Source organism: Janthinobacterium sp. TB1-E2 (assembly GCF_036885605.1).
In the GTDB taxonomy this organism is placed as follows: domain Bacteria; phylum Pseudomonadota; class Gammaproteobacteria; order Burkholderiales; family Burkholderiaceae_D; genus Janthinobacterium; species Janthinobacterium aestuarii.
The window spans coordinates 1,021,693-1,035,480 of the sequence record NZ_CP142523.1 but is presented as its reverse complement, the minus strand read 5'-3'; the positions used below and the strand labels follow the sequence as shown (position 1 = coordinate 1,035,480).

The 13,788-nt window shown below is 63.3% G+C and carries 11 protein-coding genes and 1 tRNA gene; 9 read left to right on the top strand and 3 right to left on the bottom strand.

Annotated features, from left to right (window positions below; genetic code table 11):
• Nucleotides 1-7: 7 nt before the first annotated feature.
• Nucleotides 8-2,401: a S9 family peptidase gene (locus OPV09_RS04640; protein WP_338680696.1), complete on the top strand. Its 2,394-nt coding sequence runs from the start codon at nt 8-10 to the stop codon at nt 2,399-2,401.
• Nucleotides 2,402-2,507: 106 nt separating this feature from the next.
• Here OPV09_RS04640 and OPV09_RS04635 read toward each other — a convergent pair whose 3' ends face one another.
• Nucleotides 2,508-3,491 carry a cytochrome-c peroxidase gene (locus OPV09_RS04635; protein ID WP_338680694.1) on the bottom strand — a complete coding sequence of 328 codons (984 nt, stop codon included), beginning with the start codon at nt 3,489-3,491 and terminating at the stop codon, nt 2,508-2,510.
• A gap of 220 nt (nt 3,492-3,711) precedes the next feature.
• On the opposite strand from OPV09_RS04635, the gene OPV09_RS04630 reads away from it, so the two are divergent.
• Nucleotides 3,712-4,143: a hypothetical protein gene (locus tag OPV09_RS04630; RefSeq protein ID WP_338680693.1), complete on the top strand. Its 432-nt coding sequence runs from the start codon at nt 3,712-3,714 to the stop codon at nt 4,141-4,143.
• Between the two features lie 20 nt (nt 4,144-4,163).
• On the opposite strand, the gene OPV09_RS04625 is transcribed toward OPV09_RS04630, so the two are convergent.
• Entirely contained in the window at nt 4,164-4,934 is a 771-nt protein-coding gene (locus OPV09_RS04625; RefSeq protein ID WP_338680692.1) for a hypothetical protein, read from the bottom strand.
• A 119-nt stretch (nt 4,935-5,053) separates the two neighbouring features.
• Between OPV09_RS04625 and OPV09_RS04620 the strand changes: the two genes are divergently transcribed.
• The 7 genes from OPV09_RS04620 (at nt 5,054) to gdhA (ending at nt 13,072) form a co-directional block, all read left to right on the top strand.
• Nucleotides 5,054-5,129: transfer RNA gene (locus OPV09_RS04620), tRNA-Phe, on the top strand.
• Nucleotides 5,130-5,415: 286 nt separating this feature from the next.
• Nucleotides 5,416-5,748, top strand: a complete 333-nt coding sequence (locus tag OPV09_RS04615; protein ID WP_338680691.1) for a collagen-like protein — start codon at nt 5,416-5,418, stop codon at nt 5,746-5,748.
• A 123-nt stretch (nt 5,749-5,871) separates the two neighbouring features.
• The gene (locus OPV09_RS04610) at nt 5,872-8,235 is read left to right on the top strand and encodes an acyl-CoA dehydrogenase (RefSeq protein ID WP_338680690.1); all 2,364 of its coding nucleotides are present in this window, start codon (nt 5,872-5,874) and stop codon (nt 8,233-8,235) included.
• 66 nt (nt 8,236-8,301) lie between these two features.
• Entirely contained in the window at nt 8,302-8,547 is a 246-nt protein-coding gene (locus OPV09_RS04605) for a DUF1059 domain-containing protein (protein ID WP_070305491.1), read from the top strand.
• A gap of 176 nt (nt 8,548-8,723) precedes the next feature.
• On the top strand, nt 8,724-10,085 hold the full coding sequence (gene yegQ / locus OPV09_RS04600; protein ID WP_331778557.1) for a tRNA 5-hydroxyuridine modification protein YegQ: 1,362 nt from the start codon (nt 8,724-8,726) through the stop codon (nt 10,083-10,085).
• 183 nt (nt 10,086-10,268) lie between these two features.
• The gene (locus OPV09_RS04595) at nt 10,269-11,516 is read left to right on the top strand and encodes a DUF819 domain-containing protein (protein WP_338680689.1); all 1,248 of its coding nucleotides are present in this window, start codon (nt 10,269-10,271) and stop codon (nt 11,514-11,516) included.
• Between the two features lie 212 nt (nt 11,517-11,728).
• Nucleotides 11,729-13,072: an NADP-specific glutamate dehydrogenase gene (gdhA, locus tag OPV09_RS04590; RefSeq protein WP_034753510.1), complete on the top strand. Its 1,344-nt coding sequence runs from the start codon at nt 11,729-11,731 to the stop codon at nt 13,070-13,072.
• A gap of 60 nt (nt 13,073-13,132) precedes the next feature.
• Here gdhA and OPV09_RS04585 read toward each other — a convergent pair whose 3' ends face one another.
• Entirely contained in the window at nt 13,133-13,690 is a 558-nt protein-coding gene (locus OPV09_RS04585) for a flavin reductase family protein (protein ID WP_034753508.1), read from the bottom strand.
• Nucleotides 13,691-13,788: the final 98 nt, after the last annotated feature.

The window sequence follows — 13,788 nt, the reverse complement described above, 5'->3', positions numbered from 1 at the left end:
ATCCCCGATGCGTCTGGTTCTTCCCCTGCTGCCGCTCCTGCTGCTCTCTTTGCTGCCCGCCGCGCATGCGGCCCCTTCCTCCACCGCCACCGCGCCCACGCCGATCACCTTGGACCAGGCCATGGCCGATCCCGACTGGATTGGCACACCCGTCGAAGCGGCATGGTGGGGCTGGAATGGCCAGCTCTACTACAAGCAAAAACGCCTCGGCTCGCCTCTGCGCGACACCTATCAATTACCAGGCGCGAACGCCAAGCTCAATAGCGGCAAGAAGGTCGACGATGCGCAGCTGGCCAACCTCGATGGCCAGCAGATGGTCGTCAACCGGGCCGGCACGCGCGCCATCCTGCTGCGCAACGGCGACTTGTTCGAGCGCGACCTGAAAAACGGCGCCCTGACGCAAATCACGCGCGGTGTGACGGCCATCAGCGACCCGCAATATTCCAGCGACGGCGGCGCCGTGCAATACCGCAGCGGCACCGACTGGTTCAGCTGGAACCGTCTTGATCGCCTGAGCGCCCCCGTGGCCCTGCTGCGCGCGGCCAAGGACCCGGACGCCAAGCCGGAAGCGGACGCCCTGCGCGAACTGCAGCTGCGCCTGATCGTCAACCTGGCGCGCCAGAAGGAAGACCGCGACGCGAACCGCGAACGCCGCCATGAAGAGCGCCGCCTCGATGCCACGCGCGCGCCGGAACCGATCTACCTGGGCGAGAAAGTGACGATTTCCGGCAGCGCCCTGTCGCCGGACGGCCGCTGGCTGCTGTTCGTCACGCAGGACAAGGCCGCCGAAAAGGGCAAGCTGGGTAAACTGGCCCGCTATGTCACGGAAACGGGCTATCCGGAAGCGGACGACGAACGCGCGCGCGTGGGCCGCAACATGCCGATCGCGCAAAGCCTGAAACTGGCCGACCTGCGCACGGGCCAGGTGCGCGAGATCGCCTTTGACAACCTGCCCGGCATCGCCACCGATCCGTTGGCCTCCCTGCGCGCGGAACAGAAGCTGCCGCCGTTGAAAGGCAACCGTGCCGTGCGCATCGACGCCCAGCGCGACGGCATCGCCTGGACCGATGACGGCAGCAAGGCCGCCGTGCGTATCCGTGCCATCGACAACAAGGACGGCTGGCTCGCCAACGTCGACCTGGCCAACGGCGCCCTCGTACCCGTGCACCGCATCAGCGATACGGCCTGGGTCAACCGCCGCGCCGAGGAATTCGGCTGGCTGCCCGACAACGCCACCCTGTGGTATCTGTCCGAGGAAAGCGGCTACGCCCACCTGTACACGAAACAGGGCGCGGCTCCGGCGCGCGCACTGACCAGCGGCCAGTGGGAAGTGAGCGCCGTCGAATGGAGCCGCGACGGCAAGAATGCCTATTTCATGTGCAACCGGCAAGCGCCAGGCACGTATGAAGTGTGCGCCAGCACGGCCAAGGATGGCGGCGCGCGCGAAGTCACCAGTTTGAAAGGCGTGGAAAACTTCGGCCTGTCGCCCGACAACGGCAAGCTGCTGCTGCGCTATTCCACCAGCTATATGCCGGCCCAGCTGGCCACCGTTTCTGTCTCTGGCGGCAAGGCGAACATCCTCACGGATACACGCAGCGACGCCTTCAAGGCGCGCAACTGGGTCATGCCGGAACTGGTGCAAGTGCCGTCCACGCATGGCGCGGCGCCCATCTGGGCCAAGCTGTACCGGCCAAAGCAGCTGGAAGCGGGCAAGCGCTACCCGATCGTCATGTTCGCGCACGGCGCCGGCTACCTGCAGAATGTGACCGAGCGCTATCCCGTGTACTTCCGCGAACAGATGTTCCACAACCTGCTGGTCGAGCAAGGCTACATCGTGCTCGACGTCGACTACCGCGCCTCGCTCGGCTACGGCAGCGCCTGGCGCACGGCCATCTACCGCCAGATGGGCCACCCGGAACTGGAAGATTTTGTCGATGGCGCCAACTGGCTGGCAGCCCAGCACCAGGGCGACATCAAGAACGTGGGCATCTATGGCGGCAGCTATGGCGGCTTCATGAGCCTGATGGCCCTGATGCGCGCGCCGGACATCTTCAAATCGGGCGCCGCCCTGCGCCCAGTGACGGACTGGACGACCTACAACCACGAGTACACGGCGAATATCCTGAACACGCCGGACATCGATCCGCAAGCGTACAAGATTTCGTCGCCGATCGAGTACGCGGACAAGCTGACGGGCAACCTGCTGATCGCCCACGGCATGATCGACGACAACGTGTTTTACCAGGACTCCGTGCGCCTGTCGCAGCGCCTGATCGAGTTGAAAAAGGATAACTGGGAAATGGCCAGCTACCCGATGGAGCGCCACGGTTTCGTGCAGCCGGAAGCATGGTATGACGAGTACCGCCGCATCTATCAATTGTTCCAGCGTACGTTGAAGTAAGCGATATCAGAATGTCGGATTACGCGACGTGCCGCCGCTAATCCGACCTACGCCGAGAGAGTAGGTCGGATTAGCCCGCAAGGGCGTAATCCGACACCACACTCACTCAGTCAAACGGCACCGGCCGCGGCGTCGTGTCGCTTGATGGCGGCAAGATCGGCAGCACCATGTGCGGCTGCTTGCCCGTCAGGGTTTTCAGGAAGGCCACCAGCTTGGCGTTTTCGTCGGGCGTAAACGTGCGGCCCAGCTGCAAGCGGCCCATCACGTCGACGGCCTGCGTCAGGGTCGCCGCTTCGCCATCGTGGAAGTACGGATACGTCAGCTCCACGTTGCGCAAGGTCGGCACCTTGAAGTTGAAGCGGTCCGCATCCTTGCCCGTCACGGCCGAGCGCCCTTCTGCCGTCATCGCCGTTTTATACGGTTCCACCACGCCCATCTTCTGGAAGGTATTGCCGCCCACGGCGGGGCCGTTATGGCAGGCGATGCAGCCGCTCGATTTGAACAGCTGGTAGCCGGCCAGCTCGTCTTTCGTCAGCGCGCTTTTCTTGCCCGACAGCCATTGATCGAAGCGGGAACCGGGCGTCACCAGCACTTCCTCGAAGGCGGCGATGGCGCGCGTGACTTGTTCGATGGTCAGCTTGTCCTGGCCAAACACTTGCCGGAATTCCGCGCGGTAGGCGGGAATCGAGGCCAGCACGTCGATGGCCAGCTCGTGCGTAAAAGCCATCTCACCGGGATTGGCGATGGGGCCGCCCGCCTGCTCCTGCAAATCCTTGGCGCGGCCATCCCAGAATTGCGCCACGTTCATGCTGGCATTGAGCACGGTGGGCGAATTGATGGGCCCGCGCTGCCAGTTGTGGCCGATCGAGGTCTTGATATTGTCCGTGCCGCCCATGCTCAGGTTATGGCAGCTGTTGCAGGAAATAAATCCCGAGCGCGACAGGCGCGGGTCGAAAAACAGTTTCTTGCCCAGCTCGACCATGGCTGGATTGGCCACCTTGGCGGCAGTAATCGGCTGGATCGGCTCCTTGCTGGCGGCGTGCAACGCGCCACTGAGAGCGAGGCTGGCGATGAAGAGAAAGGGGGACATGGTGCTGCGCATAGTCTAACTCCTGGAAACATTCCCGAATCGGCGGCGCGCGCCGGCGCGGGAATGCAGCGCGCCGGCCCGGTCGCCACCCGTACATCGCTGATTGGATGTTGATTTATATTAACTTTGACGGGTTGACAATGGAAATGACCGGGATCAAGGTTCTGGCCAAGTGCGAATCGCGCTTGCCATTTACGCAAGCGTGGCACATGATGAAGGCATGAAAACGCCTACCTACTCCGCCCTGTTGCGCGCCACGTGCGCCAGCTTCCTGCTGCTGGCCGCCAGCGCCTGCGGCAGCGCCCCCACGCAAGATGATGCGCCGCCCGCCCCCGGCAATGCCGGCTTGCTGGCGCAAATCCAGGCGGAAGTGGGCACCGCCGCCTGCGATTCCACCCAGCAATGTCAGACCATCGCCATCGGCGCCAAGGCTTGCGGCGGCCCCGAGCGCTACCTGGCCTGGTCCAGCAAAAACAATGACGGCAAGAAGCTCAAGGCCCTGGCCCTGGCGCAAGCCGAGGCCAGCCGCAAGCAGCAGCAAGCGGACGGCATGATGTCGACCTGCTCCATCGTCACGGACCCGGGCGCCACCTGCGAAGCGGGACGCTGCGTGCTGCAAAAGAGCGCCATGGGCGGCAACGCCGCCATGTAATCGAATGTGCCGGCAACACGTCAGGATTGCAATTGCAGGGTCTTGACGATCTTGCTCTCCACCCTCTCGCCCGCGCCCGAGGTGGTGTTCTTGCTCTCCTTGCGCAGCAACAATAAATGGTCGCCGCTGACGCCATACTGGCGCGTCTCGTCCGACTTTTGCGTAAAGCTGACGACGACAAAGGCGCGCCCGCTCACGTCAAAGTGGAAATGGCTGGCCAGCGGCGTGCCGTCCGCGGCGATCCACACCTCGATGCCGCCTTCGAACTTCTTCACATACTTGCGGTCTTTCTCAGGCACCTTGTCGAGCGACAAAGTAAAGCTGAGCAGACGCGCCGGCTTGCCCTTGTAGCTATCCATCTTCTCGCCGCTGAACACGGCTTCCTCGATCTCGCGCGACAAGACGTCCGCGGCCGACACCATGGAACGCAACTCCGTCGCCTTCATTTCTCCCAGCGCAAAGCCGATCGGCGTCTTGACCTTCGGATCCTTTACCCTGGCGCGCTGCTCGGCTTCCACTTTCGCCAGCAGGTCCTTGCCGTAAAGCACTTGCAAGCCCGCCGGTCCACCCTCGACAGTGACGGTCGCTTGGCCGCTATCCTCTTCCGCCGCCTTGCCCTCGCCCTCACGGCGCCAGCTTTTCGATTCGACCTGCGCCTTGATCGGCATCTGACCCTGCAATCGGGCCAGCGCCGCAGTCAGATCGGCCAGCCCGTCGGCCCGCGCCGCGCCGCAAAACAAACTGAACAAGCCCGCCACCGCCAGGCCCTGCACTCCAATACGTCGCTGCATCGCCACATCCCTTCGGGTCATACAAGGATGCCAAAACACCATGTTTTGGCCATCTGTTGCATTTGAACACAGCTAGCTCTGGTCAGGTAGAAAGTCTTTCTGCTATAATTCGCCGCCTTGGCCTGGTAGCTCAGTCGGTAGAGCAGAGGATTGAAAATCCTTGTGTCGGTGGTTCGATTCCGCCCCGGGCCACCAAGAATTCAGCAGTACATAGCAAAAAGCCAACCTTCGGGTTGGCTTTTTTGTTTTCCTTTGCACAAAACCTCCCCTGCCCCACCGCTGTGTACGCAAACGAACGGACTGCAGCAGCCCAAGAGCCCATGCTGCAGGCAGACCACACACCCTTCCCGCCGCCAGCGCCCTGCGCGACACGGCGCAACGGCCACCTGGCCAGTTCTCCCCGCTACACCGCCATGCGAAACTCGCGCCCGACGCCGTCGAGCCGTTCCGTACATTACGGCACACTGCCAAAGGATGCATCATGAAAACTACCCTGATATTGCTCGCGCTCGCCTCTACCCTTGCCCTGACGGCTTGCCAGCGCGAAGCACCACCCGCACCCACCGTCATACAAGTCGTTCCCGGCCCTGCCGGCGCGCCTGGTCCTGCCGGCGCGACGGGTGCCACGGGCGCTGAAGCCCCTGCCGGCGCGACCGGTGCCACCGGCGCCACGGGACAGACCGGCGACAGCGGTGCCGCCGGATATGACGGCGCCAAGGGCGCCACTGGAGCACAAGGCAACGATGGTGCCAAGGGCGACGACGGCGCCAAAGGCAAGACGGGCGACACGGTGATTGTCGTTCCACAACGCTAATACGCTTTACGCCTGACACCACAACGCCAACCCCTGCGGTTGGCGTTGTGCGTATGCGCTGTACCGCACAGTAACATCGGCCATAACGGCCTACCCTGTTCTCATTACACAGGGAGATATCGCATGCTGACGATCATACTGGTGGTGGCCCTGCTGGGCCTGGTTGTACTGTTCGCGCCCGGCCCCGTGCGCCGCGCCCTGATTACCCCACACCTGCTGGCCCTGTTCAAGCGCATCTTGCCGACGATGTCCGACACGGAGCGCGACGCGCTCGAAGCCGGTACCACGTGGTGGGATGCGGACCTGTTTTCCGGCAAACCCGACTGGCCCAAGCTGCTGAGCTATGGACGCGCCACGCTCACGGCCGAGGAGCGCCACTTTCTTGAGCACGACGTCGAGCGGCTGTGCGAACTGGTCAACGACTGGGAAACGCAGCAGGCGCAGGATTTGCCATCCCAGGCGTGGGACTACATGAAGGCGCAAGGTTTCCTCGGCATGATTATCCCGAAGCAATATGGCGGCAAGCAATTCTCCGCCTACATGCATTCGCAAGTGGTGATGAAATTGTCGAGCCGATGTTCGGCGCTGGCCGTGACCGTGATGGTGCCCAACTCGCTGGGACCGGCCGAACTGCTGCTGCACTACGGCACAGAAGAACAGAAAAACCATTATTTGCCACGCCTGGCCAACGGCACCGAGATTCCCTGCTTCGCCCTGACCAGCCCGTACGCGGGTTCCGATGCGGCCGCCATTCCCGACCTGGGCGTGGTGTGCATGGGCATGCATGAGGGCCGCGCCACCCTCGGTTTCCGCCTCACCTGGAACAAGCGCTACATCACCCTGGCGCCTGTGGCGACCTTGCTGGGGCTGGCGTTCCAGACCAGCGACCCCGAGCATCTGCTGTCCGGCAACGATGCACCGGGCATCACTTGCGCCCTGATCCCCGCCAGCCACGACGGCGTCGTGATCGGCCGCCGCCACCATCCCTTGAACGCCGTCTTCCAGAACGGCCCCACGTCGGGCAACGATGTGTTCATCCCCATCGACTGGGTCATCGGCGGCCAGGCGCAAGTGGGCAAAGGCTGGCGCATGCTGATGGAGTGCCTGGCAGCCGGGCGCGCCATTTCGCTGCCCTCGTCCAGTGTGGGCATGGGCAAGATGGCCGTGCGCGGCACCGGCGCGTATGCGGCCGTGCGGCGCCAGTTCAACATGCCGATCGGCAAATTCGAAGGGGTGCAGGAAGCGCTGGCCCGCATGGGCGCCAACCTGTACCTGATGGATGCGGCCCGCACCCTGGCCGCGCACGCCGTCGACCTGGGCGAAAAGCCGGCCGTCATTTCCGCCATCGTCAAATACCACGTCACGGAACGGGGCCGCGCGCTCGTCAATGACGGCATGGATATTCTCGGCGGCAAGGGCATCTGCATCGGACCCAACAATTTCCTGGCCAGCGCCTACCAGCAAATTCCCATCGCGATCACGGTCGAAGGGGCCAACATCCTCACGCGCAGCCTGATCATCTTCGGCCAGGGCGCCATCCGCGCGCATCCGTATGTGCTCAGGGAAATGGCCGCCGTCAGCGAAAGCGACGGCCGCAAGGCCTTGCGCGATTTCGATGCGGCCTTCTTTGGCCACGTCGGCTTTGTACTGGGCAACCTGGCCAGGGGCCTGTGGTACGGACTGGGCGGCGCGCGCCTGGCGGCCGTGCCCGACGCCAGCGCGCCCGCACTGGCGCCCTACTACCGCGCCCTGACGCGGCTGTCGACGGCGTTTGCCGTCATGACGGATATGTCAATGTTCGTGCTCGGCGGCGAACTCAAACGCCGCGAGCGGCTGTCCGCCCGCCTGGGCGATGTGCTGGCGCAGTTATATCTGGCGTCAGCCGTGCTGAAGCGCTACGAAGACGATGGCCGGCCCGAGGCCGACCGGCCCTATGTGCACTGGTCGCTGCAAGATGCGCTGGTCAAGGCGCAGCAGGGCTTGACGGGCGTGCTCGACAATTTCCCCGCGCGCGTGCTGGCCGTGCTGCTGCGCACCTTGCTGTTCCCGTTTGGCTTGCCCCACCGTCCGCCTTCCGACGAACTGGGCAGCGAGGTGGCGCTGGCCCTGCAAACGCCGGGCGCCGACCGCGAACGCCTGCTGGCCGACGGTTATGTATCCAGCGAGGGCAACCAAGGCGGCGATCCCGTAGCCTGCGCCGAGCGGGCCCTGGCCTTGCTGCCCGACGTCCTGCACATTGAAAAACGCCTGAAAGACACGCCCGAAGGCGCGGCCCTGCGGCACCTGCCACAAAGCCTGTCCGCCATGCAGCAGTGGCTGGCCGCAGCCAAGGCGGCGGGCTCGGTCAGCTGCCAGGAGCACAATATCTTGCTGGAATATGCGCGTTTGGTCGACGGCTTGATACAGGTCGACGATTTTGCGCCCGCTGCGGCGCAACCAACACACTTGCAGGCGCACGGGGCCAATATCAACAGCCGCGCAGCCTGAGCCGGATTGCGGCCTATACTGAATTGAGCGGGTGCTGTGCCCGCTCTTTTCGGAAAGGAGTCGATCATGACGCGCAAATTCATCGATTGCCGGGAATTCCCAAGCGACACGCATTGCTCGGTGGCCATCTCGGCCGATAGCGAGGAAGAGCTATTGGGTATTGCCGTGGAGCACGCGGTCTCGGTACACCATCACCACGACACGCCGGAACTGCGCCAGCAATTGCGTCAACTGTTCAAGGACGGCATGCCGCCCGAACACCTGCCCATGACGGGACAGGCCGGCAACAGCGGGACCGCGCACGCGCACTAGCCTGCCAGGACTTGCGCCGGTTGCTGAAAGCGCAATCCCTGCACGAGCGGCACCAGGGAGACACAGGCTTGAACGCCTGACGCCTGAGCACGCCGGCAGCGGATGTCAATCCCTTGACCCAAGGCAATGCAATATGCGGCCAGCCAGCATAAGATCGCCGGCTTTGCCCATCCTCCATGCGCCACGCTCCCGAACTCCTCCTGCCTGCCGGCTCCCTGGCCAAGATGCACGCCGCCTTCGACTATGGCGCCGACGCCGTCTACGCGGGCCAGCCGCGCTACAGTTTGCGCGTGCGCAATAACGATTTTTCGACCTTGCAAGCCTTGCAGGAGGGCATCGATGGCGCCCATGCGCGCGGCAAGCAGTTCTTTGTCGCCAGCAATATCTTCGCCCACAACGCCAAGCTGAAAACGTATTTGCGCGACATGGAACCGGTGATCGCCATGCGCCCCGACGCGCTGATCATGGCCGACCCGGGCCTGATCATGATGGTGCGCGACAAGTGGCCGGACGTCCCCGTACACCTGTCCGTGCAGGCGAACGCCGTCAACTGGGCCGACGTCAAGTTCTGGCACCGCATGGGCTTGACGCGCGTGATTTTATCTCGCGAACTGTCGCTCGACGAGATCGAGGAAATCCGCCAGCGCTGCCCGGAAATGGAGCTCGAGGTCTTCGTTCACGGCGCGCTGTGCATCGCCTATTCGGGCCGTTGCCTGCTGTCCGGTTATTTCAACCACCGCGACCCGAACCAGGGCACCTGCACGAATTCCTGCCGCTGGGATTACAAGGTGAAAAACGCGTCCGAAGACGCCAGCGGCGACCTGGGCGGCATGCAGGTGGTGCCGCTGGAATTTCACCAGGCGCTGGCCGAGGCGGACAACAATGCGTTTTCCGCCCTGCACCAGCAACCGCGCCACCCGCTGGCCGACCAGCCCTATCTGATTGAAGAAGCCCAGCGCCCGGGCCAGCTGATGCCGATACTCGAAGACGAGCACGGCACCTACATCATGAATTCGAAGGACTTGCGCGCCGTCGAGCATATCGAGCGCCTGGTGAAAATCGGCGTCGATTCGCTGAAGGTCGAGGGCCGCACCAAGTCGCTGTACTACGCGGCGCGCACCGCGCAAGTCTACCGCCAGGCCATCGATGACGCCGTCGCGGGCCGCCCCTTCGATATCAGCCTCTTGGGCCAGCTGCAAGGCCTGGCCAACCGCGGCTACACGGACGGCTTTTACCAGCGCCACCACACGCAGGCGCACCAGAACTACATGCGCGGCGCGTCCGAGGCGGACCGCAGCCAGTACGTGGGCGACGTGCTGGGCGTGGCGGACGGCTGGGCCAGGGTGGAAGTGAAAAACCGCTTCGCCGTGGGCGACCGCATCGAGGCCGTGCATCCGGGCGGCAACCGCGACGTCACCATTACCCGCATGCTCAGCGATGACGGCAAAGAGATCCAGGTGGCGCCCGGCAGCGGCCACTTCGTGCGCATCGAACTTGACGGCGCTCTCGACAAGGCCTTGCTGGCCCGTTATTTGTAACCGCCAGTCTGCTGCGCGGGGTAGCGAAGCAGTCTACAAGTGTTTGATTTGACAAGAAAAATTCCGGCTGGCACTACCTAAATAATTTGTTTAGGCTTCAACATTGCTATACGATACGGCCACCCGCGCCCGGGGGCCTTATCGGCATCCCGTGCGTCCCTGACACGTTCACCGGAATCCCCGATGCCACCTGCCACACCCGCCCTGATCACCAATGACGCCGTCGTCCTCGGCCTGCTCGCCATGACCCTGGGAGCCGTCTTCTGGAGCGCTTCCCGCCCAGACGGCTTCTGGAAAAAGTTCTACACGTATATCCCGTCGCTGCTGATGTGCTATTTGATCCCGGCGCTGCTCAATACCTTCGGCATCATCGACGGCAATGCGTCCGGCCTGTACGCCGTGGCGCGCGATTACCTGCTGCCCAGCGCGCTGGTCCTGCTGTGCGTGGCCATCGATTTCGGCGGCATCATCCGCCTCGGCCCCAAGGCCATCATCATGTTTTTGACAGGCACGCTGGGTGTGATGCTGGGCGCCCTCGTCTCGTTCGAAGCCTTGCGTTTGATACACCCGGAAACGGTGGCCGGCGACACCTGGCGCGGCATGACCACCGTGGCCGGCTCGTGGATAGGCGGCGGCGCCAACCAGGCGGCCATGAAGGAAGTGTTTGAAGTGGATGCCACCATGTTTGGCCAGTTTGTCGCCGTCGACGTGCTGGTGGCCAACGTCTGGACGGCCGTGCTGCTGTTCCTGGCCGGCCGCGCGGGCGCCTTCGACCGCTGGACGGGTGCAGACTTGACTGCCATCAATGCGCTCAAGGACAGCATCGAAAGCTACCGCGCCCAGCACGCGCGCGTAGCCAACCTGACCGACATCATGATCATCCTCGGCGTGGGCCTGGGTGTGACGGGCCTGTCGCACTTCCTGGCCGGTCCCATCATCAGCTGGATCAGCACCCTGCCGGCCGCATGGCGCTTGCAGGACTACAGCCTGACGTCGAACTTCTTCTGGATCGTCGTGCTCGCCACCACCTTCGGCCTGCTGCTCAGCTTTACCAAAGCACGCAGCCTGGAAGGCGCGGGCGCCTCGACCATCGGCTCGGCCATGCTGTACGTGCTGGTGGCAACCATCGGCATGCACATGGACTTGAAAGCCCTGTTCGACAAGCCTTTCCTGTTCCTGCTGGGCCTGATCTGGATCGCCGTGCATGGCGGCCTGATGCTGCTCGTCGCCAAGCTGATCCGCGCCCCTCTGTTCTTCATGGCCGTGGGATCGCAAGCGAACATTGGCGGCGCCGCCTCGGCCCCCGTCATCGCCAGCGCCTTCCACCCTTCGCTGGCGCCCGTCGGCGTGCTGCTGGCCGTGCTGGGCTACGCACTGGGCACCTACGGTGCCTACATCACGGGCTTGATCCTGCGCGGCATGGCGGGGTGATCCCTGTCCTGGCTTGACCAGCCAGGCACGCAAGAATGACGACAACGCCAGCCTTCGGGTTGGCGTTGTCGTTTACGGCTCGCATCGGCCGCAGTGTCCAAAAAATCCCCACAATGTAGCAGAAACCCCTCAAAACCAAATTTCCGCACCATTTTTGTGCAAAATCTGCGATGATAGTTGCCCAAATAACCGATTACCTCCATGGAATTCTGATGAAATACGCATCTGCTCACGAGTATGTCCAGCATGTCGCCGCACGCAATCCAGGTCAACCCGAGTTTCTGCAAGCCGTCACCGAAGTCATGGAGAGCTTGTGGCCGTTCCTGGAACAGCACCCGAAATACGCGGAACAAGGCTTGCTGGAACGCTTGATCGAGCCGGAGCGCGTGGTGATGTTCCGCGTGTCGTGGGTCGATGATCACGGGCAAGTGCAAGTCAACCGCGGCTACCGCATCCAGCACAGCATGGCCATCGGGCCGTACAAGGGCGGCATCCGTTTCCACCCTTCCGTGACCTTATCCGTGCTGAAATTCCTCGCTTTCGAGCAGACGTTCAAGAATGCGCTGACGACCTTGCCGATGGGCGGCGGCAAGGGCGGCTCCGACTTCGATCCAAAGGGCAAGAGCCCGGGCGAAGTGATGCGCTTCTGCCAAGCCTTCGTGAGCGAACTGTTCCGCCACGTGGGTTCGGACACGGACGTGCCGGCCGGCGACATCGGCGTGGGCGGGCGCGAAGTGGGCTATATGGCCGGCATGATGAAAAAGCTCAGCAACCGCGCCGACTGCGTGTTCACGGGCAAGGGCGCCAGCTTCGGCGGCTCGCTGATGCGCCCGGAAGCGACGGGCTACGGCACCGTGTATTTTGCGCAGGAAATGCTGAAAACGCGGGGCCGCTCATTCGAAGGCATGCGCGTGTCCGTGTCCGGCTCGGGCAACGTGGCGCAATACGCGGTGGAGAAAGCCATGGCGATGGGCGCGAAAGTCATCACCGTCTCCGATTCGAGCGGCACCGTCATCGACGAGGCAGGCTTTACGCCGGAAAAGCTGGCCATCCTGATGGAGGTCAAGAATCATTTGTATGGCCGGGTCAGCGACTACGCCGCGCGCACGGGCGTGCGCTTCGAGGCCGGCGTGTCGCCATGGCATGTGCCGGTCGACATCGCCCTGCCCTGCGCCACGCAAAATGAATTGCATATCGACGACGCGCGCACCTTGATCGCCAATGGCGTGCAGTGTGTGGCTGAGGGCGCCAACATGCCCACCACCATCGAGGCAGCCAAGGCATTCGAAGCGGCCGGCGTGCTGTATGCGCCGGGCAAGGCCAGCAATGCGGGCGGCGTGGCCACGTCCGGCCTGGAAATGAGCCAGAACGCGGCCCGAATTTCCTGGCCGCGCGAGGAAGTCGATGCGCGGTTGCTGCAGATCATGCAGGGCATCCACGCCGCGTGCAAGCAATACGGCACGCGCGCCGATGGCACGGTCAGCTATGTCGATGGCGCGAATATCGCCGGCTTTGTGAAAGTGGCCGATGCCATGCTGGCGCAGGGCGTGATTTAATCATCGGCCAACGGTGGTGTCGGATTACGGCGCCTTGCGCCTAATCCGACCTACGCCGACCTACGACATTTCTGGCTTCATCAAGCTCTTGCGGCTGATGGTCCGGCCCGACACCATGAACTCGCCGTTGCCGCGGTAATGTAACGTTTCCGGCAGCTTGGGCGAGGTGGCCACGTGGGCTTTCACGCACTCGAAGATGAAGAAGCCGCCTTTCGGATTGCCCGCCACCTGGGCCAGCTTGCATTCGAAGTTGGCGTAGCACTCGGCGATCAGGGGCGCGCCCACCAGCTCGGCTGGTTGCGGTGTCAGGCCGAAGGCCGTGAACTTGTCCGTGTCTTCACCGCTGCAATTGCCGATGGCGACCACCTGGTCGACCATGTCGGCCGTGGGCAGGTTGATCACGCACTCCATGCTGCGCTTGATCATTTCATAGCTGTGGTTCGCGTCGGAAATAAAGCAGCCCAGCAACGATGGCGTGAATTCCATCAGCATGTGCCAGGCCATGGTCATGACGTCGCTTTCGCCCTGCCAGGTTGAACTGACAAGCACCACCGGCCCCGGTTCGAGGAAGCGCCGGATATCGGCGACGGGATAATCTTCTTTGTGGTAATTTTTCATCTGGTCTCCAGGACGCGGTACGCCATAGCATAGACCAACGGCGCCTTGCCGGGCGCGCGGCTGGCCGGCCGCGGCGTGTCATCGGCACCGCGATTTGT

What these genes read in the sequence shown, in the direction of transcription:
- OPV09_RS04640 (WP_338680696.1), top strand. Translation starts at nt 8, where the DNA reads ATGCGTCTGGTTCTTCCCCTGCTGCCGCTCCTGCTGCTCTCTTTGCTG.
- OPV09_RS04635 (WP_338680694.1), bottom strand. Translation starts at nt 3,491, where the DNA reads ATGTCCCCCTTTCTCTTCATCGCCAGCCTCGCTCTCAGTGGCGCGTTG.
- OPV09_RS04630 (WP_338680693.1), top strand. Translation starts at nt 3,712, where the DNA reads ATGAAAACGCCTACCTACTCCGCCCTGTTGCGCGCCACGTGCGCCAGC.
- OPV09_RS04625 (WP_338680692.1), bottom strand. Translation starts at nt 4,934, where the DNA reads ATGCAGCGACGTATTGGAGTGCAGGGCCTGGCGGTGGCGGGCTTGTTC.
- OPV09_RS04615 (WP_338680691.1), top strand. Translation starts at nt 5,416, where the DNA reads ATGAAAACTACCCTGATATTGCTCGCGCTCGCCTCTACCCTTGCCCTG.
- OPV09_RS04610 (WP_338680690.1), top strand. Translation starts at nt 5,872, where the DNA reads ATGCTGACGATCATACTGGTGGTGGCCCTGCTGGGCCTGGTTGTACTG.
- OPV09_RS04605 (WP_070305491.1), top strand. Translation starts at nt 8,302, where the DNA reads ATGACGCGCAAATTCATCGATTGCCGGGAATTCCCAAGCGACACGCAT.
- yegQ (WP_331778557.1), top strand. Translation starts at nt 8,724, where the DNA reads ATGCGCCACGCTCCCGAACTCCTCCTGCCTGCCGGCTCCCTGGCCAAG.
- OPV09_RS04595 (WP_338680689.1), top strand. Translation starts at nt 10,269, where the DNA reads ATGCCACCTGCCACACCCGCCCTGATCACCAATGACGCCGTCGTCCTC.
- gdhA (WP_034753510.1), top strand. Translation starts at nt 11,729, where the DNA reads ATGAAATACGCATCTGCTCACGAGTATGTCCAGCATGTCGCCGCACGC.
- OPV09_RS04585 (WP_034753508.1), bottom strand. Translation starts at nt 13,690, where the DNA reads ATGAAAAATTACCACAAAGAAGATTATCCCGTCGCCGATATCCGGCGC.